Genomic DNA, 23,217 nt, shown 5'->3' on the forward strand with positions numbered 1-23,217 from the left:
TTCGTCGCAGTCAGTCTTGTGTCGGCGCTCGGTTCTAAATACTGTATGCATGAACAGTAAAGAACGAACGAGGTCTGTCATGTCCCTTAAGTCAGTGCAAAGCCCGGTTGCTCAGCAGCATCGTACCCTCTCTACCGTCAATGAAATGCAGCGTGAGGATTTCCTCCGGCTGGCGGCAGGTCTTCGTCAGTTCAATGGCTACGAGCAGGATGTATCGATAGCCATTGCGGCAGCCCGCGCGAGTGGCGAATTCCGTCAGGCCAGCGCGATGGAATAGTGCGGCTGGTAGCGGCCATGATGCGTCTCGGGTTGATTGTGAGTATATGTAGCGTATATGCTTCATATATTAAATTTGAGGTGAATCATGGGTCTGGTAAAGATTTCCGAAAACATGCACGCCAACCTGCGCTCTGCCAGCGTTGCGCTCAGTCGCTCCATCAATGCGCAGGCTGAGCACTGGATGCGCATCGGCATGCTTGCCGAATTGCACCCGGCACTGGATTACAGCGAGATCTGCCAGATGTTGATCCGTATCGAGAACGCAGGCGGCACGGTGCTGACTGCTTCGAACTTCAACGTTGCAGAGCTTTCTGCGTCCAGCCTTTCCAAGGCGGCCTCATGAGCAGCGCCATCGGTATCAAGACCGAACAGGACCTTGTGCAGTTGCGCATAGCCGGCAGGCTGGCTGCCGATGTACTCGCAATGATCACGCCTTACGTCAAGGCTGGCGTAAGCACCGAAGCGCTGGACGATATCTGCAACGAGTACATCGTCAAGGAGTTGAAAGTGATTCCCGCGAATGTGGGCTATCACGGTTTTACCAAGACCACCTGCATCTCTCCCAATGCAGTGGTCTGTCATGGCATACCTTCTGCCACCGATATTCTGAAAGATGGCGATATCGTCAATATCGATGTCGCGGTCATCAAGGATGGCTGGTACGGCGATACCAGCCGTATGTATCTGGTCGGGGAGGTCAGCCCCTTGGCAAAACGTCTTGTCGAGACGACCTACGAAGCAACCCGCGCCGGTATTCATGCAGTGCGTCCGGGGGCGACGCTGGGTGATATCGGTTATGCCATTCAGAGCATCGCTCATCGTGAAGGCTTCAGTGTGGTGCGTGAATATTGCGGGCACGGCATTGGCCGCAAGTACCATGAAGAGCCTCAGGTTCTGCACTACGGCGCTCAGGGCAAGGGCCTCAGGCTAAAGCCGGGCATGGTGTTCACCATCGAACCGATGATCAATGCCGGCAGGGCCGGTACTCGTACCTTGCCGGATGGCTGGACGGTTCTGACCAGCGATCTTTCATTGTCTGCGCAATGGGAGCATATGGTTGCAGTCACTTCGACCGGTTTTGAACTGCTGACGCCCTGGCCTGAGGGGACGGGCGATTATCCTGCCATTTAAACGTCAGTGGTCTGGCGATTTATGTACACAAAAAATGGCCTTGTCGAAAGGCCATTTTTTTGATCAGGGGTGATGTTTCAGTACTGCGGCGAAGATCTTTTCCAGCGTACTTCTGTTACGCCAAAACGCTCGGCTTGCAAGGTCGCCATTCCTATCGGCCCAGCAGACATATTGCCACTCACTGTGCCGACGCCGGCGTGTAGCGTTGCGCAGTGCAATGCGTCGCACTGGCACATTTGCCTGGTCTGGTGCAGAAAGCAACGAGGTTCGCCATTGAACTGATAGTGAATTTCAAATTCCGTTTGATGATTCATCTTTCCTGCTCGTAAGCCTGACGGCATGCCATCAAAATAGTGTGATTGTTCCAGTGGGGCATGCGCGAGAAGCCTTCTCCGGTCACGCTGCTGTCTTCAGAGCGTAGAACGAAAATCGCGTTGTTTCGAGATGTAGTTGCCAGTTGTCCGATGAGTGGTTTTGGATTCACTCAAACGCATGAATGGATGACCTAATGGTCATCCAAGCGAAGATCTTCTGTTTTGAAACAAGCTTCATTTACATGCCTTGAGGTCTACCGGGCCGACAAAATCATTACCCCGACCCATAACGCAGGCGACCTGCTGATTGCGTTGGCGCTCCCAGGCCTGCGGAGGATAAGTCTTGTCCCAGGCTTGATAAAGCTGTTGGTCCTGACGCGACAGGCGCAAGTTGTATTGCTTGCTCATGTAGAAGTAGGTGCGGGCGATCATGCCGCGAATGGAAGGGCGAGGCATGACCTTTTTCGCCTTGAAATCCACTTGCGACAGGCAAGAACCGTACTGGCCTTTTTGCTCGGGTACCCAGCCAAAGCTGAAGTTGCTGCGGTCGCCATTCATTTCGCCGATGCTGGGCACCAGGTTATGCAGGTCTGCCTCGGCGCGTTTATAAACGGCATCGGTCTTTGTGCAGTTTTTGCGCCCGCCGTTCTGCCAGCATTGGCGCAGATGGCCGATCTGCCAGGCTGGAACAATGTGCTCCCATTCAATGCGACTGGCGCGCTTGGCGCTCTTGCGCGGGACATAGCCGCAGCCAGCAATATCGACCCGGTTGCCGGTGTATTTACAGCCGCAGTAAAATTCGGTCGATTGTGGTGCGTATAACCCCCAGGCGACTTTCTTGGCTTCGCTGAAAGTACGCGGAGCTTGGGCCTGAGCGCTGAATGAAGCGGTGATGAGCAGGGTGGTGCAAAGCAGTGTCGAGAATCGAAACATCATGCCGTCAGTCTTCCTTCGGCAACGTCCAGAATATTTGCACACCACCATCGTCGCGCCAGGCGAGGGTGACGTTGTCGTTCTCGGCTATTTCTTCAAGAAGCTGCGCCCAGTCGTCCTCTGACTCATCCGGTTGACGAAAAAGCAGGGCAGCCCTGGATTTCTGAGCGGTAGGCGAGTTGATGATCTTCTGTACCCGCATGCCCATGCGCTCGTAAGGGCCGGGAGTGGAGGCGGTCGCTGCGGTTTGTTTGGCCACGGATAGGGTTCCTGATTTTCGCTGTACGGGCATACAGTATTTCAGTGTCGGATCTTTCGCAACATCTATGTAAGATAAAGCGCTTGAAATGGCACACTATTGTCTTGAAAAACCAACGCTCCCGGAGTCGCGCATGAATATCAAGTCACTGACATTTCCGTTACTGGCCGCAACTGCTGTACTGCTGGCAGGCTGTTCCACGCCTTCGGTCGTCACGCTTCAGAACGGCACACAATACATCACCAAGGACATGCCCAAGACCAAGAGTCGTGATGGTTTCTACGAGTTTGAAGACATCTCCGGCAAGAGAGTCCGGATCAAGGCCGACGAAGTGGCTACGGTCAGACCGGAGGAGTGAAATCCGACTGAACGCTAATGCTCGTTCGCTGTGCAGTTGGGGGCGAGCAGTACACACAGATTTCATTTCCGACGGATTGACAAACCCTGCGGGTTTTTTCATAGTTCATCCCTCGCAAACGTTTGCGTGTTGATGCATTGCATCGACCCTGCGTCGTTCGCCCGAACAATAATCACAAGATCGGAGATGAACTCATGAAGCTGCCATTTGCTGGACGCCTTCTCGCTGGCGCCATGTTCGCTGCTGTCACGGCAGTCATGCCCCTCTCTGCTGCATACGCTCAGACGCCTGAAAAACCCAAGGTCGCACTGGTGATGAAGTCGCTCGCCAATGAATTTTTCCTGACCATGGAAGACGGTGCCAAGGCTTATCAGAAAGAGCACGCCACCGACTTCGACCTTATTTCCAACGGGATCAAGGACGAGTCAGACACCTCTGCGCAGATTCGTATTGTTGAGCAGATGATTGTCTCCAAAGTCGACGCCCTGGTGATCGCGCCTGCCGACTCCAAGGCGTTGGTGCCGGTGCTCAAGAAAGCTACAGACGCCGGTATCAAAGTCGTCAATATCGACAACCAGCTTGATCCCGACGTGCTCAAAAGCAAAAGCCTGATGATCCCGTTCGTGGGGCCGGACAACCGCAAAGGTGCCGAGCTGGTAGGCGACTACCTGGCCAAGCAACTCAAGAGCGGTGACGAAGTCGGCATTATCGAAGGCGTGCCGACCACCACCAACGCTCAGCAACGCACCGCCGGTTTCAAGGATGCCATGGACAAGGCGCAGATGAAGATCGTGTCTGTGCAGTCCGGCAACTGGGAAATCGACAAGGGCAACGCCGTTGCTTCGGCGATGCTCAATGAATACCCGAACCTGAAGGCCCTGCTGGCCGGCAATGACAGCATGGCCCTGGGGGCGGTTTCTGCGGTGCGTGCAGCAGGCAAGGCTGGCAAGGTCATGGTGGTGGGTTACGACAACATCAACGCGATCAAACCGATGCTCAAGGACGGCCGAGTGTTGGCCACTGCTGACCAGTTTGCAGCCAAACAAGCGGTCTTCGGTATTGAAGCTGCGTTGAAGCTGGTCAAAGGCGAGAAGGTCGACACCAACGAAAAAGGCGTCATCGAAACTCCGGTAGAGCTCGTTACCAAACCTTGATCCACGCCGCGTAAAGGTGCCCGTCCTTGAAGGACGGGCGCTGGGAGAAATCTATGTCAGCGTCTGTTCAGACAGCTGTTCTTTCGGTCAGTGGCATCGGTAAAACCTACGCTCAACCCGTGCTCGGTGACGTCGATCTGACGTTGATGCGTGGCGAAGTGCTGGCCCTGACCGGGGAAAACGGTGCCGGTAAAAGCACCTTGTCGAAAATCATTGGCGGCCTGGTGACGCCCACTACCGGGCGCATGGAGTTTCAAGGGCAGCCTTATGAACCTGCGAGTCGTACCCAGGCCGAAAGGCTCGGGGTTCGCATGGTCATGCAGGAACTGAACCTGCTGCCGACCCTGACCGTTGCCGAAAACCTGTTCCTTGACGACCTGCCGCGTCGTGCTGGCTGGATCGACCGCAAGCGCCTGCGTGAAAACGCGATCAAGGCTATGGCTCAAGTGGGGCTGGACGCTATTGATCCCGATACGCTGGTCGGCGATTTGGGCATCGGTCATCAGCAGATGGTCGAGATCGCTCGCAACCTGGTTGGCGACTGCCATGTGCTGATCCTCGACGAGCCTACTGCCATGCTCACCTCCCGCGAGGTGGAAATGCTGTTCGAGCAGATCACGCGATTGCAGGCTCGTGGCGTCTCGATCATCTACATCTCCCACCGGCTTGAGGAGCTTGCCAGGGTGTCTCAGCGCATAGCCGTACTGCGCGATGGCAAGCTGGTGTGCGTCGAGCCGATTGCCCTTTACAACAGCGAGCAACTGGTCACGTTGATGGTCGGCCGTGAACTTGGCGAACACATGGACATGGGTGCCCGGCAGATTGGCGAAGTAGCGCTGTCAGTCAAGGGGCTCAGTCGTGCCGGCAAGGTTCAGGATGTTTCCTTCGATGTGCGACGAGGTGAAATCTTCGGTATTTCCGGGCTGATCGGTGCCGGGCGCACCGAGTTGCTGCGCCTGATCTACGGTGCAGATGTTGCCGACAGTGGTGCGATTGAAGTTGGGCAGCCACTGCAAGCCGTCACCATCCGTTCACCCTCGGACGCCGTGGGGCACGGTATTGCCCTGATCACGGAAGACCGCAAGAGTGAAGGACTGCTGATGTCGCAGTCAATCAGCGCCAACATTGCGCTGGGTAATATGCATTCGATCTCCAGAGCAGGCCTGGTCAACACCGATGACGAACTGAAGCTGGCGCAGCGCCAGGTGGCTGCCATGCGTATTCGCAGTTCCAGTCCGGACCAGCTGGTCTCCGAGCTGTCAGGCGGTAATCAGCAGAAGGTCGTGATCGGTCGCTGGCTGGAACGTGATTGCCCGGTGATGCTGTTCGACGAACCGACCCGAGGTATCGACGTCGGTGCCAAATTCGATATCTACGCGCTGCTGGCCGAATTGACCCGTCAGGGCAGGGCGCTGGTGGTGGTTTCCAGTGATCTGCGCGAACTGATGTTGATCTGCGATCGTATCGGTGTGCTGTCTGCCGGTCGCCTGATCGACACGTTTGAGCGCGACAGCTGGACCCAGGACCAATTGCTTGCCGCTGCCTTTGCCGGTTATCAGAAACGTGACGCGCTGCTCAATAACGCCGCGCCCAGGAACGACTCATGAAAAATACTCCTTCTCCGACGCTGACCGTGCCGGCCCGTCGCGGCGGCAATTACTTTGGTCTTGGCACCTACATCGGGCTGGCGGGTGCGCTGCTGGTGATGATCGTGCTGTTTTCCCTGCTCAGCGATCACTTTCTGTCCTATCAGACATTCAGCATGCTGGCCAACCAGATCCCTGACCTGATGGTGCTGTCGGTCGGCATGACGCTTATCCTCATCATCGGCGGTATCGACCTGTCCGTTGGGTCGGTGCTGGCGCTGGCTGCTTCGGCTGTGAGTGTGGCCATCCTGGGCTGGGGCTGGAGTGTGTTCCCGGCCGCCTTGCTAGGCATCGCCTGCGCGACCCTGGCCGGTACGATTACCGGCTCCATTACTGTTGCCTGGCGCATCCCTTCGTTCATCGTCTCCCTCGGTGTGCTTGAGATGGCCCGTGGCGCGGCCTACCAGATGACCAATTCGCGCACCGCTTATATCGGTGATTCGTTCGCCTGGCTGTCTGACCCGATCGCGTTCGGTATCGCGCCGTCCTTCATCATCGCACTGCTGGTTATTTTCATTGCTCAGGCGGTGCTGACCCGTACCGTTTTTGGTCGCTACCTGATCGGCATCGGCACCAATGAAGAAGCGGTGCGTCTGGCCGGTATCAATCCCAAACCCTACAAGATTCTGGTGTTCTCGCTGATGGGCCTGTTGGCCGGTGTGGCGGCGCTGTTTCAGATATCGCGACTGGAAGCGGCTGATCCGAATGCCGGTGCCGGGCTTGAGCTGCAAGTGATTGCCGCCGTCGTGATCGGTGGCACCAGCCTGATGGGCGGGCGCGGTTCGATCATCAGTACTTTTTTCGGCGTGCTGATCATTTCGGTACTGGCCGCAGGCCTGGCGCAGATCGGTGCGACCGAGCCGACCAAACGCATCATCACTGGTGCGGTGATTGTGATCGCAGTAGTGCTGGACACCTACCGCAGTCACCGGGCACGGCGCCAGGGCTGATATGGCGACTATCAAGGATGTCGCGGCGCTGGCGGGAATCTCGTACACCACGGTTTCCCATGTGCTGAACAAGACCCGGCCGGTGAGCGAGCCGGTCAGGCTCAAGGTCGAGGCGGCCATCGCGCAGCTCGATTATGTGCCCAGCGCCGTGGCGCGTTCGCTGAAGGCCAGGAGCACATCGACTATCGGCCTGTTGATTCCCAACGGCATGAATCCGTATTTCGCCGAGTTGGCGAGGGGCATCGAGGACTACTGTGAGCGCAACGGTTTTTGCGTGATCCTCTGTAATTCCGACGACAACCCGGAAAAACAGCGCAGTTACCTGCGTGTTTTGCTGGAAAAGCGCGTTGACGGGTTGATTGTCTCGTCTGTGGCGGGTGATGCCAGTGTTGCCTGTGGCCTCACCGAGGTGCGCACGCCGCTGGTAATCGTCGACCGCGAGCTGCAAGGCATCGAAGCTGACATGGTGCGCATCGATCACGAGCAGGGTGCCTGGCTGGCAACCCGACATCTGCTGGATCTCGGGCATCGTCACATTGCCTGCATTGGCGGACCGCGCGACAGCATGGTTGCCGAAATGCGCCTGGCGGGTTATCGGCGGGCCATGCAGCAGGCATCTGTCGAGGTCGGCCCGGATTGGGCGGTGCACAGCGAATTTACCAGTTCGGCTGGCCATGCGGCTGCGAAGCTGCTGCTGGCCGGTCATGCGCCAACAGCGATCTTTGCCGGCAACGATGTCATCGCCATCGGTGTGCTGCGCGCTGCCGCCGAGCGTTCGATTCGCGTGCCTCAGGATCTGTCGGTCATCGGCTTTGATGACATTCAGATGAGCCGCTACGTCTATCCGGCCCTCACCACCGTGGGGCAATCGATCATGCAACTGGGCGAAACCGCCGCCGAAATGTTGTTAAACCGAATCGCCGCACCGCATACAGTTCCTGTCGAAAAAAGACTCGTGACGCCTTGCGTCGTGGTGCGCGAGTCCACGGCAGCGCCGAACACTTTGTCCAATGAATGACGCGCACGCACAGCAACGGATTAATGAGACATGCAAGCAAAAATAGTGATAGTGGGCAGCCTGAACATGGATCTGGTCATCCGCGCCCAGCGTCTGCCGCGCCCCGGCGAGACGCTGAGCGGGGAGACGTTCGACACCGTGCCTGGCGGTAAAGGCGCCAACCAGGCAGTTGCCGCAGCGCGCCTGGGTGGCAGTGTGGCGATGATCGGCTGTGTGGGGGCCGATGCCTGCGGGGAACAGCTGCGTGCAGCACTGCTGGCCGAGCATATCGACTGTCAGGCCGTGACGGTCGTTGAAGGCGTGTCCACCGGGATCGCTTCGATTGTGGTCGACGCCAGCAGTCAGAATGCAATTGTCATCGTTGCTGGAGGCAATGGTCGGCTCACTCCGGCATTGATCGAGCGTTTCGACGCATTGCTGGCGGGTTCCGGGATCGTCATTTGCCAGCTTGAAGTACCGACTGAAACAGTTTTCCACACCCTTACCCGCGCCCGCGCGCTGGGCAAGACCGTCATTCTCAATCCTGCCCCGGCCAGCGAGCCTTTGCCGGCAAACTGGTATGGCCTGATCGACTATCTGATCCCCAATGAAAGCGAGGCACAGACCCTGACCGGTGTGACTGTCGACTCCTCGGCGGCGGCTGAAGAGGCGGCAGCGGCCATGCTGGCGGCCGGGGCGCGCAACGTAATCATTACCCTGGGTGAGCGTGGAACCCTGTTCGCCAGTGCTGCGGGCGTGGAACATATCCCTGCGCGTCGTGTACAGGCCGTGGACACCACCGCTGCAGGTGATACCTTTGTCGGTGGTTTTGCCGCAGCACTGGCGGCGGGTCAGAGTGAATCGCAGGCCATTCGCTTCGGTCAGGCCGCGGCAGCCATATCCGTGACCCGCGCGGGTGCCCAGCCGTCCATCCCGACGTTCGAGGAAGTAAAGGAATTCGATTCACTATGAAAAAGACCCCGCTACTCAACATTGCCCTGTCTCGCGTCATTGCGTCGCTGGGGCATGGCGACATCCTGATGATCGTCGACGCTGGAATGCCAGTACCGGCAGGCGTCGAGCTGATCGACCTGGCGCTGACTCGCGGCGTACCTGATTTCGTCAGTGTGCTGGACGTGGTGCTGAGTGAGATGCAGGTCGAAAGCCATGTGCTGGCCAACGAAATGGCCGAGGTCAAACCTCCCGCATTGCAGGTCATCGAAAGCCTGAACCTCGATGATCAATTGGGTCAGCAGCGCTGGATAAGCCATGAGGACCTGAAAGTATTGAGCCGCAAGGCCAGGGCAATCATCCGTACCGGAGAATGCCAGCCGTACAGTAATGTGGCGCTGGTTTCCGGAGTTGTGTTCTAGCTATCAAGAAAGGGAGTTTCATATGACGTTGATGCAGTTTTCCAGACAGTTCATTCGTGGAGCATTGCTCTTGTCCATACTGAGTAGCGCTGCCGTTCAGGCGGCAGAAAAGCGTGATCTGATCATCGATACCGACCCTGGCGCGGACGACGTCGTTGCGTTGCTGCTGGCGCTGGCGTCACCCGAAGAATTGAACGTGATGGCGATCACCACCGTGGCCGGCAATGTCCGTCTGGACAAGACCTCGCGCAATGCCAGGCTGGCGCGTGAATGGGCCGGGCGTGAAGAAGTGCCGGTGTATGCCGGTGCGCCCAAACCGTTGGTGCGCACACCTATCTACGCCGAAAACGTTCACGGTCAGGAGGGGTTGCCCGGCGTGCCCGTGCATGAGCCAGCCAAGGGGTTGGCCGACGGTAATGCAGTCGATTACCTGATCCGCACCTTGAGCAAGGCCAAGCCGCACAGCATCACTATCGCCATGCTCGGTCCATGTATAGGAATTTCAATAATTCCTATACAAGGTAATCCGCCAAAAAAGGTCCCCTCGGCGTGATGCCAACGTGGCGTCGATGGCGGCAAAAAGCTTTTTTTACCCATCACCCACGCCGAAAAATGGATTGAAAGCGACTTTTCTTTACCTTTTCCAGATTTTGGACGCACCTCTCCCGTATCAGGCCGGCACGTACCTCAATTGCGCGATGCTGTGGGCATTGTTGACCAGGCCCTGCACGGTCAGGCCGGCGATGGCTGCGGTGTACACCATCCGCGCTCCGCACAGCACGCAGCTGAACGGATCCCGATGCAAGAACGCTTTACTCATCTGCGCAAAATACAGTTTTGGCGCTTTGCCACGCCTTTCCATGCGTAGCGCCTCATACACCCGGGGTAGCTGTCGGCCACAGACGCGGTTGGCCAGAAATCCAAAATACCGGATCATCCGAAAGTGCTTCTCCGGGATGTGCTGCACCACCCGGCGCAGCATGTCGGTCTGGCTCAGCGTTTCCTGCTGATAGGTCTTGGTGCGGTGATCCAGGTAGGTAAAACTCAAGGTCGCGCTGTTGGTGTAATGGGCCAATCGGCTGCCCGAGATGGGCGGTTTTTTCAGGTAGCGGCCCAGGTAATTGACGGTCTTTCGGCCGTTTTTCGTCTTCTTCGACAAGTGGATGTGCCAGTGCTGGCCACCAGCGGTCAGTATCAGACGGCGCCAGTCGCTTTCACAGTGGATGTGGGCCAGCTGCGGCGGCATCGTCAATTGCGAAAGCGGCTGTCCCAGCAGGTAATCGCGCACCAGCCACATCCAGCGCCGCCGCAGGGCCTCTTTGTGGAACGACAGATTTTTCCAGACGCCCTGCTCATCCAGGCCGCCCGCGGTCACCGACAGGTGGACGTGGGGATGCCAGTTGAGCCGCCGGCCATAGGTGTGCAGCGCACCGAAAATCCCGACGCGCAAACCGCGCCGCTTGGCGGTGTAGATCAGGTTATCGGCCGCCAGACGAAACAGCGCATCGAGCAGCCAGCGGTTGTAGAAGAACAGGGACCACAGCGTGTCGGGCAGCGTGAACACCAGATGCTGCCAGGGGCAGTCGGGCAGACGGTTGTTTTGCACGGCGATCCACTGGTCGGTGGCCTTTTTGCCGCAGGAAGGACAGGCCCGGCAATGGCAGGTGTTGCACAGGTATTTGACGTGCGGGCAATGCTCATTGGCACAGGTGTAGTGTTTGACGCCCAGTATCGAGGTGCCGCAGGCGAGCATTTTGCTGATCGACTCCACTTCGATTTGGCGCAGACCGCCGGCTTCCAGCAAATCTGCCCAGCAGCCGTTGGCCGTGAAGAGGTTTTTGAGCGGTCGAGGTTTGTAAGCAGGCGGTGCAGAGGCCACGTCAGCAGGGCGGCTCCTCATCGTGGTGAATGACGGCGGTGATGGCGAATCCGCCTGGCCCTTCTCTCATCTAAACGCTTACGCAAGAAGCGTCGGGAAACATGTCGTTCAGATACGTTGTCTGGCAGCAACTACAAAGATCGACATCACCGAAAGGATCGATATCGAAGGAAAAGTCGGTATCGGGCACGAAGGTAGTATGCCCGGCGCGTTGGAGACGGGTCTGCTTTGCCTTGGCTTTTGCCCGGCTCGCCCGTTTACGTTTTTTGGTCTCTGACGCCATGTGTAAGCCTGTGCTGAGGAGGGATCGACTCGATTTCGGCTATGATAACCGATTTCAAAATCCCACAATTTGCAGCCGCAGGCTGCCCAGTTCGCAGACCAACCTGGCGCTGGCGCTCGTGCAGGCACCGGAAATCACCCAGGGCATCAAGGAAGTGGTGGTCATGGGGGGCGCGCATTTCAACGGCGGTAACATCACGCCGGTTGCCGAATTCAACCTGTTTGCTGACCCGCATGCTGCGCAGATCGTTCTGGCCAGTGGTGTGAAGCTTACTTACGTACCGTTGGACGTGACCCACAAGATCCTGACCAGCGAACAACGCCTCAAGCAGATTGCCGCACTGGGCAATAACGCCGGCAAGCTGGTCGACGGCATTCTCAATGAATACGTCAAACTGGACATGGAGCATTACGGCTTGCCCGGTGGGCCGGTTCACGACGCCAGTGTCATTGCCTGGTTGCTCAAGCCCGAGTTGTTTTCCGGGCGGCAGATCAACGTTGCGGTCGACACCCGCGAGGGCATTGGTTTCGGCCAGACGGTGGCTGACTGGTACGGCACGCTCAAGCAGCCGCAGAATGTATTCTGGGTCGAGAATGGCAACGCTCAGGGTTTCTTCGATCTGCTGACCGAGCGTCTGGCGCGACTGAAGTAACCCATCACGCGGGCTGCAACAGGTGCATCAGACCGGCAGCCCTGCCGTGGCATAACGGCTCAGTACCTGGCTGATGAAGGCGCGGGCACCCTCGGTGCCCAGTTCCTTGATCAGCAGGTCGACGGCAATGATTATCAGCTCTTCCGGGTTTCCGGGGCTGTGCGAGCAGTGGCCCTGAGGCCATCTGGCCTTGATGTCTGCATCCAGAGTTATGGCTGTCATGTCTGTTGATCTCCAGTAAAGGGTCACGCACTACGCTGTTCGCTTCCCGGCGCTTGCGTCTCTCGCAGTAAACCATCCCGCGCACATTTTGACACTTCTACTTACATCTCATCCCGATAGTCCGAGTCTATGGCCATAGGTTGTAAACGTTTTGTGACGATTTCACCGCGCGCCTTGTGTGATCCCAAGGCAGACTCTCGGCCCAGGCAGATCAACAGGTTACCGATGGCTTCTCAACTTAGGTGTGCAACCAACGCGCCTGAGTGCGGTCGGACAGGTCTGGAATGTTTTATTGGCAGAGGAGGGTGTATGCCCCGGAAGTTCGCAACATTGGGTTTTGTGGTCGTGGCGTCGTTGCTGGCAGGATGCAGCAGCACGTCCTCTGATAAGGGCGCTGAAGCGTCCGTCAAGGCAGACGCACCCGCATCCGCCAGTAACGCGATACCTGGCCGTTGTGATGCAGGGCTTGGCCAGTTCGCAATCGGCAAGCCAGCGTCCATCGACCTTCTGTCACAAGTGCGCGCCCGTACCGGTTCTCAGGATGCCCGCATTCTCGGGCCTGACGATATGGTTACGCTGGAATACCGATCCGAGCGGGTAAACGTCAATACCGACGCTTCGGGAAAGGTGACACGCATCAACTGCGGTTGAGTCGGCACTTTTCTGTGGCGCATAAAAAAACCCGTCAGTGACGGGGTTTTTTTGCGCCGAATGAATCAGTCAACGCGGACTTGTTCTGCCTGCATGCCTTTCTGGCCTTTAGCAGCAACAAAAGAAACGGTCTGGCCTTCTTTCAGGCTTTTGAAACCGTCGCTTTCGATCGCTTTGAAGTGTACGAACAGGTCGTCACCGCCACCCTGTGGAGTGATAAAGCCGAAGCCTTTTTCATCGTTGAACCATTTTACGGTGCCGGTTTGGCGATTAGACATGGTGTATCTCCAGAAACATAATTTTCAATAACGTGCTGCTCAGGCCAACTGGGCACACGGGCCTATCATAGTCGAAATGCGCAAAAAGACAGCTACTAAGGTGATCTCTTTAGTCTGGGTCGCTGCATATGCAAAGCGTCATACACATAAAGTGGCTAAATGATGTCTCTGCCAGTCTTGCATCAAGACTATTCGGGATATGCTGAAAGCCCCGCTCTGCAAGGCTTTCAGGTTGGCGGCGGGGCGTAGCTCTCGGCATTTCAGGCATCTGCTTTACTGCGTTAAAAAAAATGATTTATTTTTATTTGGTGCAGTTTTCGGCAACCAGTTTCTGCAGTTTTTGCGTCAATGCAGGGGCAGGAGCGCTATCGTTACTGCTCAATGCTTCGATTTCCTGCTGAGAAAACTCCTTGTTCACTACCCGGGCGCTGCAATCGCAATGAGCCTGCGCGGCCTTGGCATCTTGCTTGTGCTGATTCGCCGCAGCGATGCATTCCTGGGTGAACGTGTCTTGCACGGTTTTTTCCATGGCAGCCTGAGCGCCCCAAGGGGCCATGACGGCGGCGCAGGCGAGGAGTGCGGACAGACGGGAAAGCTTCATGGTGTTCTCCTTTTGCTGACTTTAGTGAACAAGGAAACGTACAGGATCCTGACTGGTTAAGACGCCCATCACGCCTGCCAGTTCAGGTGACGTGTTATTTGGCGTGATTTACGCATATGAACGTCCGGTGTCGGCCGAGCTGTGCTAGGATGCGCGTCCTGTTATTTTCAAGTGTCCCCATGGCTGATGGCTTTGGACGCGACGCAGGCAGGTTTTTCGTACATTCCAGTCATCTGGTCCGGTTCAAGGTTGGCCCCAAGGCTCCTGCCACTGTGAGGCAGGCATACCACCGGATCACGTACTGGCTCATCCCAACCCACGTGACCTTTGGTAGGGGTCACCACTAGGAGAGGAGGCGCCATGCCAACTATTACTCTTCCCGACGGCAGTCAACGTTCATTCGATCATGCGGTTTCCGTAGCCGATGTCGCGCTTTCAATCGGTGCCGGGCTGGCCAAGGCCACCGTGGCCGGCAAGGTTGACGGCAAGCTCGTCGACGCCTGCGACCTGATCGAAAACGATGCCAGCCTGCAGATCATCACCCCCAAGGATCAGGAAGGACTGGAAATAATCCGTCACTCTTGCGCTCACCTGGTCGGGCATGCGGTCAAGCAGTTGTATCCGACTGCAAAAATGGTCATCGGCCCGGTGATCGACGACGGCTTCTATTACGATATCGCCTACGAGCGCCCGTTCACGCCTGACGACATGGCGGCGATCGAGCAGCGCATGCAGCAGCTGATCGAAAAAGATTACGACGTCATCAAGAAAGTCACCCCGCGCGCTGAAGTGATCGAGGTGTTCACCGCCCGTCATGAAGACTACAAGCTGCGCCTGGTCGAAGACATGCCGAACGAGCAGGCCATGGGCCTGTATTACCACGAAGAATACGTCGACATGTGCCGTGGCCCGCACGTGCCGAATACGCGTTTCCTGAAATCGTTCAAGCTGACCAAGCTGTCCGGTGCCTACTGGCGCGGTGACGCCAAGAACGAGCAATTGCAGCGTGTCTACGGCACTGCCTGGGCTGACAAGAAGCAGCTGGCTGCCTACATTCAGCGCATCGAAGAAGCCGAAAAGCGCGATCATCGCAAGATCGGCAAGCGCCTCGGCCTGTTCCATACCCAGGAAGAAGCGCCGGGTATGGTGTTCTGGCATCCGCAGGGCTGGACCCTGTATCAGGTGCTCGAGCAGTACATGCGCAAAGTGCAGCGCGAGAATGGCTACCTCGAGATAAAGACCCCACAAGTGGTCGATCGCTCGCTCTGGGAGAAATCCGGGCACTGGGCCAACTACGCTGACAACATGTTCACCACCGAGTCCGAGAGCCGCGACTACGCGATCAAGCCGATGAACTGCCCTTGCCACGTGCAGGTGTTCAATCAGGGCCTGAAGAGCTATCGCGAGCTGCCGATGCGTCTGGCCGAGTTCGGTGCCTGCCACCGTAACGAGCCGTCGGGGGCCTTGCATGGCATCATGCGTGTGCGTGGCTTCACTCAGGACGATGCTCATATCTTCTGTACCGAAGATCAGATGCAGGCCGAATCTGCCGCATTCATCAAGCTGACGCTGGATGTCTACGCCGATTTCGGTTTCAAGGACATCGAACTCAAATTGTCCACTCGCCCTGAAAAGCGTGTAGGCTCCGACGAGCTTTGGGACCGTGCCGAGACGGCGCTGGCCTCTGCGCTCGACAGTGCTGGTCTGCCCTATGATCTGCAGCCGGGCGAAGGCGCGTTCTACGGTCCGAAAATCGAGTTTTCCCTGAAGGACTGCCTCGGCCGGGTCTGGCAGTGCGGCACCTTGCAGCTGGACTTCAACTTGCCGATCCGTTTGAGCGCCGAGTACGTTTCGGAAGACAACAGTCGCAAGAATCCGGTCATGTTGCACCGTGCGATCCTTGGGTCTTTCGAGCGTTTCATCGGAATTCTGATCGAGCATTACGAGGGCGCGTTTCCAGCCTGGCTGGCGCCTACTCAGGCAGTGATCATGAATATCACTGACAAACAGGCCGATTTTGCCCTTGAAGTGGAAAAAACTCTGGCTGAAAGCGGGTTTCGTGCCAAGTCCGACTTGAGAAATGAAAAGATCGGCTTTAAAATCCGCGAGCATACTTTGCTCAAGGTTCCTTATCTCCTCGTGATTGGAGATCGGGAGGTTGAAATGCAAACTGTCGCTGTGCGTACACGTGAAGGCGCTGACCTTGGCTCGATGCCGGTTGCCCAATTCGCTGAATTCCTCGCACAAGCGGTTTCCCGGCGTGGTCGCCAAGATACGGAGTAATTATTATTAAGCGTGAAATGAGACAAGATAAACGAGCTGCACCCAAGGCCCCGATCAATGAAAATATCTCGGCCCGCGAGGTTCGTTTAATTGGCGCTGACGGCGAGCAGATTGGCATCGTCTCGATTGATGAAGCGCTTCGTATTGCCGAAGAGGCTAAGCTGGATCTGGTAGAGATTTCTGCCGACGCACTTCCTCCGGTCTGCCGTGTGATGGATTACGGCAAATCGATCTTCGAGAAGAAGAAGCAGGTTGCTGCAGCGAAGAAAAACCAGAAGCAGATCCAGGTTAAAGAAATCAAGTTTCGTCCAGGGACGGAGGAAGGGGATTACCAGGTAAAACTACGCAACCTGGTACGTTTCCTGAGTGACGGGGACAGGGCCAAGGTATCGTTGAGATTCCGCGGTCGTGAGATGGCCCACCAGGAGCTGGGTATGGAGCTGTTGAAGCGGGTTGAAGGTGACCTGCTCGAATACGGTTCCGTCGAACAGCATCCTAAGATGGAAGGACGCCAGCTGATCATGGTCATCGCCCCGAAAAAGAAGAAATAACCACCAGGGCACGGCAGGCCTTGCGGTTATATTTATCAACTGAATGCGGAGTATCCGAACATGCCAAAGATGAAGACTAAAAGTGGTGCAGCTAAGCGGTTTTTGAAAACCGCCAACGGCATCAAGCACAAACACGCTTTCAAGAGCCACATCCTGACCAAAATGTCGACAAAGCGTAAGCGTCAACTGCGCGGTAGCAGCTTGCTGCATCCGTCTGACGTGGCAAAAGTCGAGCGCATGCTGCGCCTTCGTTAATTTTGATCAAGATATAGAGGAAGTAACTCATGGCTCGTGTAAAGCGTGGCGTCATTGCCCGTAAGCGTCACAAAAAAATTCTGAAACTTGCAAAAGGCTACTACGGCGCGCGTTCACGCGTATTCCGTGTTGCCAAGCAAGCGGTAATCAAGGCAGGCCAATACGCCTACCGTGACCGTCGTCAGAAAAAACGTCAGTTCCGCGCTCTGTGGATCGCTCGTATCAACGCTGGTGCTCGTGTTAACGGTCTGTCCTACAGCCGTTTCATTGCCGGCCTGAAAAAAGCGTCCATCGAGATCGACCGTAAGGTTCTGGCTGATCTGGCAGTGAACGAAAAAGCGGCGTTTGCTGCGATTGTCGAGAAAGCTAAAGCCACCTTGGCCTAAGTCCCCGACAATCACTGGCCCCGGTTCTCCGGGGTCGGTGTTAAACGTCATAAATAGGGGAAGAGCCTTCAGCTCTTCCCCTATTTTGTATCTGGAGTCTGTACATGGAAAACCTGGACGCGCTGGTCTCTCAAGCTCTTGAGGCTGTGCAAAGCGCCGAAGATATCAATGCCCTGGAGCAAATCCGGGTTCACTACCTCGGCAAGAAAGGCGAGTTGACTCAGGTGATGAAGACCCTGGGGAACCTGCCAGCTGAAGAGCGTCCGCAAGTCGGTGCGCTGATCAACGTTGCCAAGGAGCGTGTCACAGAGGTTCTCAATGCACGCAAGGCATCGTTCGAGCAGGCAGAACTGACTGCCAAACTCGCCGCCGAATGCATCGACGTGACCCTGCCGGGCCGCGGCCAGACCTCCGGTGGTCTGCACCCGATTACCCGTACTCTGGAACGTATCGAACAATTCTTCACGCACATTGGCTACGGCATCGCCGAAGGCCCTGAAGTCGAAGACGATTACCACAACTTCGAGGCGCTCAACATCCCAGGCCATCACCCGGCCCGGTCGATGCATGACACCTTCTATTTCAATGCGAACATGCTGCTGCGCACCCATACCTCACCGGTACAGGTCCGCACCATGGAATCGCAACAGCCGCCGATCCGCATTGTCTGCCCAGGCCGTGTGTACCGTAGCGACTCCGATATCACCCACTCGCCGATGTTCCACCAGATCGAAGGTCTGCTGGTTGATCGCGACATCAACTTTGCCGACCTGAAAGGCACCATCGAAGAATTTCTGCGGGTGTTCTTCGAGAAAGAGCTGGCCGTGCGCTTCCGTCCTTCGTATTTCCCGTTCACCGAGCCGTCGGCAGAAGTGGATATGGAATGCGTGATGTGCAGCGGCAAGGGCTGCCGTGTCTGCAAGCAGACTGGCTGGCTTGAAGTCATGGGCTGCGGTATGGTCCACCCGAACGTGCTGCGCATGTCGGGCATCGACCCTGAAGAGTTTCAGGGCTTCGCGTTCGGCATGGGCGTAGAGCGTCTGGCCATGCTGCGTTACGGCGTCAATGATTTGCGCCTGTTCTTCGACAACGATTTGCGGTTCCTCGCGCAATTTCGCTAAGTCGTAACTAACCTTTCAGGAGAGCAGGATGAAATTCAGTGAACAATGGCTGCGTGGCTGGGTAAGCCCGCAGGTTTCCCGCGACGAGCTGGTTGCTCGTCTGTCGATGGCCGGTCTTGAGGTTGACAGCGTCACGCTGGCCGCCGGCGTTTTCAGTGGGGTGGTCGTGGGTGAGGTGCTGGGCACCGAACAACACCCCGATGCCGACAAGCTGCGCGTGTGCCAGGTCAGCAATGGCAGCGAAACCTTTCAGGTTGTGTGTGGCGCGCCGAACGTGCGACCCGGTCTGAAAATTCCATTTGCCATGATCGGCGCCGAGCTTCCGGGCGATTTCAAGATCAAGAAAGCCAAGCTGCGTGGCGTCGAGTCCAACGGCATGCTGTGTTCGGCTGCCGAGTTGCAGGCCGGCGAGGGTAATGATGGCCTGATGGAGCTGGCCGCCGATGCGCCGGTCGGTGAAGACATTCGTGTCTACCTGAACCTGGATGACGCCAGCATTGAGGTCGACCTGACCCCGAACCGTGGCGACTGTTTGTCAGTAGCAGGCCTGACGCGTGAAGTCGGCGCGTTGTACGCCGCTGACGTGACCCGTCCGCAGATCGCTGCTGTCGCTGCTGTACACGATGAAGTGCGCCCGGTTGAAGTATTGGCTCCGGCTGCATGCCCGCGTTACCTGGGCCGCGTCATCCGCAACGTTGATCTGTCGCGTCCTACTCCGTTGTGGATGGTCGAGCGTCTGCGTCGTTCCGACGTGCGCAGCATCGATGCCGCTGTCGATATCACCAACTATGTGATGCTCGAGCTGGGTCAGCCTCTGCATGCTTTCGATCTGGCCGAAATCAACGGCGGCATTCGTGTGCGCATGGCGGAGGAGGGCGAGAAGCTCGTTCTGCTCGACGGTCAGGAAGTCAGCCTGCGTGCCGACACCCTGGTCATTGCCGACCACCAGCGTGCTCTGGCAATTGCCGGTGTCATGGGTGGCGAGCATAGCGGCGTAACTGCCGGTACTCGTGACATCTTCCTGGAAAGTGCTTTCTTCGACACCATCTCGGTGGCTGGCAAGGCGCGTTCCTACGGTCTGCACACCGATGCCTCGCACCGTTACGAGCGTGGTGTTGACTGGCAACTGGCCCGTGAAGCCATGGAGCGTGCGACTGGCCTGCTGCTGGAAATCATCGGTGGTGAGGCTGGTCCGATAACAGAAGTGGTCAGCGAACAGCATTTGCCATCGATTGCTCCGGTTACGTTGCGCGCCAGTCGCGTCGAGCAGATGCTCGGTCTGGTCATTGAAAACGCCGAAATCGAGCGTCTGCTGACAGGTCTGGGCCTTGCTGTGGCTGCCGAAGCCGACGGCCAGTGGCGTGTAGAAGTGCCAAGTCATCGCTTCGACATTAGCCTTGAGGTAGATCTGATCGAAGAGCTGGCACGTCTGTACGGTTACAACCGTCTGCCGGTCCGCTACCCGCAAGCCCGTCTTGCTCCTCAGGCCAAGGCCGAAGCCAAGGGCGATCTGCCCGAGCTGCGCCGCCTGCTGGTTGCCCGCGGTTATCAGGAAGCTATTACTTACAGCTTCATTGACCCGAAATGGTTCGAACTGTTCTCGCCGGGCGCCAAGCCACTGTTGCTGGCCAACCCGATTTCCAATGACATGGCCGCCATGCGCGCCTCGCTATGGCCGGGTCTGGTCAAAGCGCTGCAGCACAACCTCAACCGCCAGCAGGACCGCGTACGCATGTTCGAAAGCGGCCTGCGCTTCGTCGGTCAGCTTGACGGCTTGAAGCAAGAGCCGATGCTGGCGGGTGTGGTATGCGGCAGCCGTCTGCCGGAAGGTTGGGCGCAAGGCCGTGATGCGGTCGACTTCTTCGACGTCAAGGCTGACGTCGAAGCGGTTCTGGGGTTTGCCGGTGCGCTGGGTGAGTTCACCTTCAAACCGGGCCAGCATCCCGCCTTGCACCCAGGCCAGACAGCTCGCATCGAGCGTGATGGTCGCGAAGTCGGCTTCCTGGGTGCCATTCACCCGGAACTGTCGAAAACCCTGGGCCTGGATCGTCCGGTCTTTGTTTTCGAGCTGGTTCTGGCTGAAGTATCGACAGGCCGTCTGCCGAAATTCCACGAGCTGTCGCGCTTCCCGGAAGTGCGTCGCGACCTGGCATTGCTGGCTGATCGCGACGTTTCGGCCAGTGCCGTTCTGGACGTTATTCGTGAAAATGCAGGCGAGTGGCTCACAGACCTCAGGTTATTTGATGTTTACCAGGGTAAAGGCATTGATCCGCATAGAAAAAGCCTTGCAGTCGGCTTGACCTGGCAGCATCCATCGCGCACTCTTAATGACGATGAGGTAAACGCAACGACACTTGCTATCCTCACCTCGCTTGAGGAGAGGTTAAACGCCACGTTAAGGAAGTAGCGTATGGGGGCTCTGACGAAAGCTGAGATGGCCGAACGTCTGTACGAAGAGCTGGGCCTGAATAAACGGGAAGCCAAGGAACTGGTTGAACTGTTTTTTGAAGAAATCAGGCACGCTCTGGAAGATAACGAGCAGGTGAAGTTGTCAGGTTTTGGCAACTTCGACCTTCGAGACAAGCGCCAACGGCCTGGGAGAAATCCCAAGACCGGTGAAGAAATTCCGATTACGGCGCGCCGTGTGGTCACCTTTCGTCCAGGGCAGAAGCTGAAGGCCCGAGTTGAGGCATATGCTGGAACCAAGTCATAACGATGAGCTACCGCCGATCCCCGGCAAACGCTACTTCACCATCGGTGAGGTTAGCGAGCTCTGCGCGGTAAAACCGCACGTTTTGCGTTATTGGGAGCAGGAGTTTCCTCAACTCAACCCCGTCAAGCGACGCGGAAACCGCCGGTATTATCAGCGCCAGGACGTGCTGATGATCCGTCAGATCCGCGGCTTGCTCTACGATCAGGGCTTCACCATTGGTGGTGCCCGACTTCGTCTTACCACCGGGGAACCGAAGGACGATACCCAGCAGTACAAGCAGATGATCCGGCAGATGATTGCCGAGCTGGAAGACGTACTGGTTATGCTCAAAGCGTAATTGAGCAACCAGGATACTTCCAAAATTCAAATGCTTAGGGTATATTTCTCAACGTTTTCGCAGGTTGCAAAACAGATAGACGCCTAGTCGGGGCGTAGCGCAGTCCGGTAGCGCACTAGCATGGGGTGCTAGGGGTCGAGTGTTCGAATCACTCCGTCCCGACCATATTTTGTTAAGGGGATCAGTCACTTACGGTGCTGATCCCCTTTTTGATTTCCGGCCTGCGCAAAACCCGCGCAAAACTTGCGCAAAACTAATTCGAAAACTGGCTGATATCGAGGTCGGGAACTGCCTCTGACCAGACGATTTCGGCGTGGTCTTTCTGGTAGTTTTTCGTCATGTCCTCGCTCGCATGCCCTGCGATCTTTTGCCCGTCCTTTCCGGCTTTCTTGTACAGGTGCAGTGACAGTGCCCGCACTTCATGAAAGCCCGGCATTTCCTCGTCACTCCAATCCGCGTAGCACCCAGCATCCTCTCGCGCTGCCTTGAACGCGCGTGTCAAATATCGCTCTTCGATCTTCGTCCAGTGATCCTTGGTCTGGGCCTGCTTTTGCTTCAGGCGCTCCGGGCGCCGGTGAACGAGATAGGGCGAAGCCACGTTGTCTCGGCACCGACTGATGACAGCCTGCAACTCTGGCGTCACTCGGAATCGAATCCAGGCTGCGTCACTGGCCTTGGCCGTCTTCTGCTGGATGACATATAGAAAGCCTTCCCGCACGTCCTCAAACTTCATGTCCAAAATGTCGGTTCGGCGCTGGGCTGTGATCAGTGCCAGATCGATCGCGTTCCGTAGCCAGGCCGGCGACTTCTCGCGTATTAGTTTCAGGCCCTCGACGGTATGGCGCTTGCGCTGTTTCTTTTCGATTCGGTTGATGGTGCTGGTCGCAGGATTGTCCGGGCACAAGCCTTTAGCAGCGGCATGATTGAATATGTCGATTAGCAGGGCTCGGCACTGATTGGCGGTACGCGGCGTCAATTCGTCGAGCATCACAGCAACCATGCGGATGCTGATCTGATCCACGGCCTTGCCTTCAAACGCTTTCCGGAAACGCCGAAAGTGAACCGCGTACAGCTGAAGTGTTCCTTTCGCCAGTTCCCTCGGCGGCAGCACGGTTGCTTCATAGTGATCAAGGAAGCCAGCAAACGATTCAGAGGTCACGCCCAGTACCGTTTCGACCAGATCGGCCCCCTGCATGAATGCCAGATTCAGTTGCTTAGCCGCGTCGACCGCTTTGACGCGGTCGGTCCCAAACTGAAACCACTTGCCGTCAGTCGGCCTGCGATATCGATAGGTTCCGCGCCGGTCGTCCATGTACAGATTCTGGGGCAGGCCCTTGTTTGATTTGTTGCGCGGCCGGGGGACCATCATGCAGCTCCTTTCAATACCATCGCGATCAGGTCATTGCCTGCTGCTTTGTTGTAGGCGGCCCAGTCGATATACCAGAGCTTTCCGATTTGCTCACCTGGGAGCTGGCCGTTGCGGATGTAATTTCGGATCGCCTGGGGGCACGGCGGCGTGCCGTTCTCGCCCCAGCGCCGACGCTGAAACTCACTGATCTTGATCAGTTCTTTTCTCATTTTCTTGGCTCCGGGCCGCGCTGGCGGCGGAAG

At 57.0% G+C, this 23,217-nt stretch carries 29 protein-coding genes, 1 tRNA gene and 2 pseudogenes; 22 read left to right on the forward strand and 10 right to left on the reverse strand.

Annotation, left to right across the window (positions count from 1 at the left end; genetic code table 11):
• The first annotated feature begins 79 nt into the window (after positions 1-79).
• The 3 genes from AC4ANK_RS11555 to map all read left to right on the forward strand — a co-directional run bounded on the left by AC4ANK_RS11555 (position 80) and on the right by map (position 1,410).
• Positions 80-277, forward strand: coding sequence for a hypothetical protein (locus AC4ANK_RS11555; protein WP_031595220.1), 198 nt, complete (start codon positions 80-82; stop codon positions 275-277).
• A gap of 87 nt (positions 278-364) precedes the next feature.
• The gene (locus tag AC4ANK_RS11560; protein WP_002553140.1) at positions 365-622 is read left to right on the forward strand and encodes a ParD-like family protein; all 258 of its coding nucleotides are present in this window, start codon (positions 365-367) and stop codon (positions 620-622) included.
• Positions 619-1,410, forward strand: coding sequence for a type I methionyl aminopeptidase (gene map / locus AC4ANK_RS11565; RefSeq protein WP_002553141.1), 792 nt, complete (start codon positions 619-621; stop codon positions 1,408-1,410). Before AC4ANK_RS11560 ends, map begins: the two co-directional genes overlap by 4 nt.
• Before the next feature lie 77 nt (positions 1,411-1,487).
• Here the strand turns inward: map and AC4ANK_RS11570 are convergent, their stop codons facing one another.
• The 3 genes from AC4ANK_RS11570 to AC4ANK_RS11580 form a co-directional block, all read right to left on the reverse strand.
• Entirely contained in the window at positions 1,488-1,724 is a 237-nt protein-coding gene (locus tag AC4ANK_RS11570; RefSeq protein ID WP_002553142.1) for a DUF6555 family protein, read from the reverse strand.
• Positions 1,725-1,958: 234 nt separating this feature from the next.
• Positions 1,959-2,660: an endonuclease gene (locus tag AC4ANK_RS11575; RefSeq protein WP_460382901.1), complete on the reverse strand. Its 702-nt coding sequence runs from the start codon at positions 2,658-2,660 to the stop codon at positions 1,959-1,961.
• Positions 2,661-2,664: 4 nt separating this feature from the next.
• Positions 2,665-2,916: a DUF1654 domain-containing protein gene (locus tag AC4ANK_RS11580; protein ID WP_004662361.1), complete on the reverse strand. Its 252-nt coding sequence runs from the start codon at positions 2,914-2,916 to the stop codon at positions 2,665-2,667.
• A 133-nt stretch (positions 2,917-3,049) separates the two neighbouring features.
• Here AC4ANK_RS11580 and AC4ANK_RS11585 point away from each other — a divergent pair, with 133 nt between their 5' ends.
• From AC4ANK_RS11585 to AC4ANK_RS11620, 8 genes and pseudogenes are all read left to right on the forward strand, one after another.
• A complete protein-coding gene (locus tag AC4ANK_RS11585) occupies positions 3,050-3,274 on the forward strand; it encodes a YgdI/YgdR family lipoprotein (RefSeq protein ID WP_002553145.1) in 225 nt (74 codons plus the stop codon).
• A gap of 233 nt (positions 3,275-3,507) precedes the next feature.
• The gene (locus AC4ANK_RS11590; RefSeq protein WP_369812058.1) at positions 3,508-4,428 is read left to right on the forward strand and encodes a sugar ABC transporter substrate-binding protein; all 921 of its coding nucleotides are present in this window, start codon (positions 3,508-3,510) and stop codon (positions 4,426-4,428) included.
• Positions 4,429-4,481: 53 nt separating this feature from the next.
• Complete coding sequence (locus tag AC4ANK_RS11595) at positions 4,482-6,035, forward strand: sugar ABC transporter ATP-binding protein (protein WP_002553147.1); 1,554 nt, start codon at positions 4,482-4,484, stop codon at positions 6,033-6,035.
• The gene (locus tag AC4ANK_RS11600) at positions 6,032-7,024 is read left to right on the forward strand and encodes an ABC transporter permease (RefSeq protein ID WP_002553148.1); all 993 of its coding nucleotides are present in this window, start codon (positions 6,032-6,034) and stop codon (positions 7,022-7,024) included. Before AC4ANK_RS11595 ends, AC4ANK_RS11600 begins: the two co-directional genes overlap by 4 nt.
• A 1-nt stretch (position 7,025) precedes the next feature.
• Positions 7,026-8,042, forward strand: coding sequence for a LacI family DNA-binding transcriptional regulator (locus AC4ANK_RS11605; protein ID WP_002553149.1), 1,017 nt, complete (start codon positions 7,026-7,028; stop codon positions 8,040-8,042).
• Between the two features lie 30 nt (positions 8,043-8,072).
• Positions 8,073-8,993 (forward strand): ribokinase, encoded by a 921-nt coding sequence (rbsK, locus tag AC4ANK_RS11610; RefSeq protein ID WP_031595216.1) that lies wholly within the window; start codon positions 8,073-8,075, stop codon positions 8,991-8,993.
• Positions 8,990-9,394 carry a D-ribose pyranase gene (gene rbsD / locus AC4ANK_RS11615; RefSeq protein WP_002553152.1) on the forward strand — a complete coding sequence of 135 codons (405 nt, stop codon included), beginning with the start codon at positions 8,990-8,992 and terminating at the stop codon, positions 9,392-9,394. Before rbsK ends, rbsD begins: the two co-directional genes overlap by 4 nt.
• Positions 9,395-9,416: 22 nt before the next feature.
• Positions 9,417-9,914 (forward strand): annotated as a pseudogene (locus AC4ANK_RS11620) (nucleoside hydrolase); the annotation flags it as partial.
• Positions 9,915-10,064: 150 nt separating this feature from the next.
• On the opposite strand, the gene AC4ANK_RS11625 reads toward AC4ANK_RS11620, so the two are convergent.
• Positions 10,065-11,294, reverse strand: a complete 1,230-nt coding sequence (locus AC4ANK_RS11625) for an IS91 family transposase (RefSeq protein ID WP_082301315.1) — start codon at positions 11,292-11,294, stop codon at positions 10,065-10,067.
• 49 nt (positions 11,295-11,343) lie between these two features.
• On the reverse strand, positions 11,344-11,556 hold the full coding sequence (locus AC4ANK_RS11630; protein ID WP_460382897.1) for a hypothetical protein: 213 nt from the start codon (positions 11,554-11,556) through the stop codon (positions 11,344-11,346).
• 94 nt (positions 11,557-11,650) lie between these two features.
• Here AC4ANK_RS11630 and AC4ANK_RS11635 point away from each other — a divergent pair.
• Positions 11,651-12,208 (forward strand): annotated as a pseudogene (locus AC4ANK_RS11635) (nucleoside hydrolase); the annotation flags it as partial.
• A 27-nt stretch (positions 12,209-12,235) separates the two neighbouring features.
• Here the strand turns inward: AC4ANK_RS11635 and AC4ANK_RS11640 are convergent.
• A complete protein-coding gene (locus tag AC4ANK_RS11640; protein ID WP_460382895.1) occupies positions 12,236-12,430 on the reverse strand; it encodes a hypothetical protein in 195 nt (64 codons plus the stop codon).
• 309 nt (positions 12,431-12,739) lie between these two features.
• Between AC4ANK_RS11640 and AC4ANK_RS11645 the strand changes: the two genes are divergently transcribed.
• Positions 12,740-13,081: an I78 family peptidase inhibitor gene (locus tag AC4ANK_RS11645; protein ID WP_002553155.1), complete on the forward strand. Its 342-nt coding sequence runs from the start codon at positions 12,740-12,742 to the stop codon at positions 13,079-13,081.
• Between the two features lie 65 nt (positions 13,082-13,146).
• Here the strand turns inward: AC4ANK_RS11645 and AC4ANK_RS11650 are convergent, their stop codons facing one another.
• Positions 13,147-13,359, reverse strand: coding sequence for a cold-shock protein (locus AC4ANK_RS11650; protein WP_002553156.1), 213 nt, complete (start codon positions 13,357-13,359; stop codon positions 13,147-13,149).
• 301 nt (positions 13,360-13,660) lie between these two features.
• Entirely contained in the window at positions 13,661-13,960 is a 300-nt protein-coding gene (locus AC4ANK_RS11655; RefSeq protein ID WP_002553157.1) for a hypothetical protein, read from the reverse strand.
• Between the two features lie 360 nt (positions 13,961-14,320).
• Between AC4ANK_RS11655 and thrS the strand changes: the two genes are divergently transcribed.
• The 9 genes from thrS (at position 14,321) to AC4ANK_RS11700 (ending at position 21,771) form a co-directional block, all read left to right on the forward strand.
• Entirely contained in the window at positions 14,321-16,243 is a 1,923-nt protein-coding gene (gene thrS, locus AC4ANK_RS11660; RefSeq protein WP_002553158.1) for a threonine--tRNA ligase, read from the forward strand.
• Complete coding sequence (gene infC, locus AC4ANK_RS11665) at positions 16,243-16,794, forward strand: translation initiation factor IF-3 (protein WP_170855886.1); 552 nt, start codon at positions 16,243-16,245, stop codon at positions 16,792-16,794. The genes thrS and infC overlap by 1 nt, the downstream gene beginning before the upstream one ends.
• A 60-nt stretch (positions 16,795-16,854) precedes the next feature.
• Entirely contained in the window at positions 16,855-17,049 is a 195-nt protein-coding gene (rpmI, locus tag AC4ANK_RS11670; RefSeq protein WP_002553160.1) for a 50S ribosomal protein L35, read from the forward strand.
• Between the two features lie 29 nt (positions 17,050-17,078).
• Positions 17,079-17,435, forward strand: a complete 357-nt coding sequence (gene rplT, locus AC4ANK_RS11675; protein WP_002553161.1) for a 50S ribosomal protein L20 — start codon at positions 17,079-17,081, stop codon at positions 17,433-17,435.
• 104 nt (positions 17,436-17,539) lie between these two features.
• Positions 17,540-18,556, forward strand: a complete 1,017-nt coding sequence (pheS, locus tag AC4ANK_RS11680) for a phenylalanine--tRNA ligase subunit alpha (protein WP_002553162.1) — start codon at positions 17,540-17,542, stop codon at positions 18,554-18,556.
• A 28-nt stretch (positions 18,557-18,584) separates the two neighbouring features.
• Positions 18,585-20,963, forward strand: a complete 2,379-nt coding sequence (pheT, locus tag AC4ANK_RS11685) for a phenylalanine--tRNA ligase subunit beta (RefSeq protein WP_460382892.1) — start codon at positions 18,585-18,587, stop codon at positions 20,961-20,963.
• Positions 20,964-20,966: 3 nt separating this feature from the next.
• Entirely contained in the window at positions 20,967-21,269 is a 303-nt protein-coding gene (ihfA, locus tag AC4ANK_RS11690) for an integration host factor subunit alpha (RefSeq protein ID WP_002553164.1), read from the forward strand.
• Complete coding sequence (locus AC4ANK_RS11695) at positions 21,250-21,606, forward strand: MerR family transcriptional regulator (RefSeq protein WP_002553165.1); 357 nt, start codon at positions 21,250-21,252, stop codon at positions 21,604-21,606. Before ihfA ends, AC4ANK_RS11695 begins: the two co-directional genes overlap by 20 nt.
• Before the next feature lie 88 nt (positions 21,607-21,694).
• Positions 21,695-21,771: transfer RNA gene (locus AC4ANK_RS11700), tRNA-Pro, on the forward strand.
• Positions 21,772-21,859: 88 nt separating this feature from the next.
• Here AC4ANK_RS11700 and AC4ANK_RS11705 read toward each other — a convergent pair.
• Positions 21,860-22,972, reverse strand: coding sequence for a tyrosine-type recombinase/integrase (locus AC4ANK_RS11705; RefSeq protein ID WP_460385215.1), 1,113 nt, complete (start codon positions 22,970-22,972; stop codon positions 21,860-21,862).
• Positions 22,972-23,184 carry a hypothetical protein gene (locus AC4ANK_RS11710; RefSeq protein WP_005753573.1) on the reverse strand — a complete coding sequence of 71 codons (213 nt, stop codon included), beginning with the start codon at positions 23,182-23,184 and terminating at the stop codon, positions 22,972-22,974. Before AC4ANK_RS11710 ends, AC4ANK_RS11705 begins: the two co-directional genes overlap by 1 nt.
• Between the last annotated feature and the right edge of the window lie 33 nt (positions 23,185-23,217).

The organism is Pseudomonas sp. Pmew2 (assembly GCF_058129885.1).

Bases quoted from the DNA above. Each gene is read 5' to 3' on its own strand.
- thrS (WP_002553158.1), top strand. From the start codon at position 14,321: ATGCCAACTATTACTCTTCCCGACGGCAGTCAACGTTCATTCGATCAT.
- rbsK (WP_031595216.1), top strand. From the start codon at position 8,073: ATGCAAGCAAAAATAGTGATAGTGGGCAGCCTGAACATGGATCTGGTC.
- AC4ANK_RS11650 (WP_002553156.1), bottom strand. From the start codon at position 13,359: ATGTCTAATCGCCAAACCGGCACCGTAAAATGGTTCAACGATGAAAAA.
- AC4ANK_RS11655 (WP_002553157.1), bottom strand. From the start codon at position 13,960: ATGAAGCTTTCCCGTCTGTCCGCACTCCTCGCCTGCGCCGCCGTCATG.
- AC4ANK_RS11695 (WP_002553165.1), top strand. From the start codon at position 21,250: ATGCTGGAACCAAGTCATAACGATGAGCTACCGCCGATCCCCGGCAAA.
- map (WP_002553141.1), top strand. From the start codon at position 619: ATGAGCAGCGCCATCGGTATCAAGACCGAACAGGACCTTGTGCAGTTG.
- pheT (WP_460382892.1), top strand. From the start codon at position 18,585: ATGAAATTCAGTGAACAATGGCTGCGTGGCTGGGTAAGCCCGCAGGTT.
- AC4ANK_RS11570 (WP_002553142.1), bottom strand. From the start codon at position 1,724: ATGAATCATCAAACGGAATTTGAAATTCACTATCAGTTCAATGGCGAA.
- AC4ANK_RS11585 (WP_002553145.1), top strand. From the start codon at position 3,050: ATGAATATCAAGTCACTGACATTTCCGTTACTGGCCGCAACTGCTGTA.
- rbsD (WP_002553152.1), top strand. From the start codon at position 8,990: ATGAAAAAGACCCCGCTACTCAACATTGCCCTGTCTCGCGTCATTGCG.
- AC4ANK_RS11590 (WP_369812058.1), top strand. From the start codon at position 3,508: ATGTTCGCTGCTGTCACGGCAGTCATGCCCCTCTCTGCTGCATACGCT.
- AC4ANK_RS11560 (WP_002553140.1), top strand. From the start codon at position 365: ATGGGTCTGGTAAAGATTTCCGAAAACATGCACGCCAACCTGCGCTCT.
- AC4ANK_RS11645 (WP_002553155.1), top strand. From the start codon at position 12,740: ATGCCCCGGAAGTTCGCAACATTGGGTTTTGTGGTCGTGGCGTCGTTG.
- AC4ANK_RS11710 (WP_005753573.1), bottom strand. From the start codon at position 23,184: ATGAGAAAAGAACTGATCAAGATCAGTGAGTTTCAGCGTCGGCGCTGG.
- AC4ANK_RS11630 (WP_460382897.1), bottom strand. From the start codon at position 11,556: ATGGCGTCAGAGACCAAAAAACGTAAACGGGCGAGCCGGGCAAAAGCC.
- AC4ANK_RS11640 (WP_460382895.1), bottom strand. From the start codon at position 12,430: ATGACAGCCATAACTCTGGATGCAGACATCAAGGCCAGATGGCCTCAG.
- rplT (WP_002553161.1), top strand. From the start codon at position 17,079: ATGGCTCGTGTAAAGCGTGGCGTCATTGCCCGTAAGCGTCACAAAAAA.
- AC4ANK_RS11595 (WP_002553147.1), top strand. From the start codon at position 4,482: ATGTCAGCGTCTGTTCAGACAGCTGTTCTTTCGGTCAGTGGCATCGGT.
- rpmI (WP_002553160.1), top strand. From the start codon at position 16,855: ATGCCAAAGATGAAGACTAAAAGTGGTGCAGCTAAGCGGTTTTTGAAA.
- AC4ANK_RS11625 (WP_082301315.1), bottom strand. From the start codon at position 11,294: ATGAGGAGCCGCCCTGCTGACGTGGCCTCTGCACCGCCTGCTTACAAA.
- AC4ANK_RS11555 (WP_031595220.1), top strand. From the start codon at position 80: ATGTCCCTTAAGTCAGTGCAAAGCCCGGTTGCTCAGCAGCATCGTACC.
- AC4ANK_RS11605 (WP_002553149.1), top strand. From the start codon at position 7,026: ATGGCGACTATCAAGGATGTCGCGGCGCTGGCGGGAATCTCGTACACC.
- ihfA (WP_002553164.1), top strand. From the start codon at position 20,967: ATGGGGGCTCTGACGAAAGCTGAGATGGCCGAACGTCTGTACGAAGAG.
- AC4ANK_RS11600 (WP_002553148.1), top strand. From the start codon at position 6,032: ATGAAAAATACTCCTTCTCCGACGCTGACCGTGCCGGCCCGTCGCGGC.
- AC4ANK_RS11575 (WP_460382901.1), bottom strand. From the start codon at position 2,660: ATGATGTTTCGATTCTCGACACTGCTTTGCACCACCCTGCTCATCACC.
- pheS (WP_002553162.1), top strand. From the start codon at position 17,540: ATGGAAAACCTGGACGCGCTGGTCTCTCAAGCTCTTGAGGCTGTGCAA.
- AC4ANK_RS11705 (WP_460385215.1), bottom strand. From the start codon at position 22,972: ATGGTCCCCCGGCCGCGCAACAAATCAAACAAGGGCCTGCCCCAGAAT.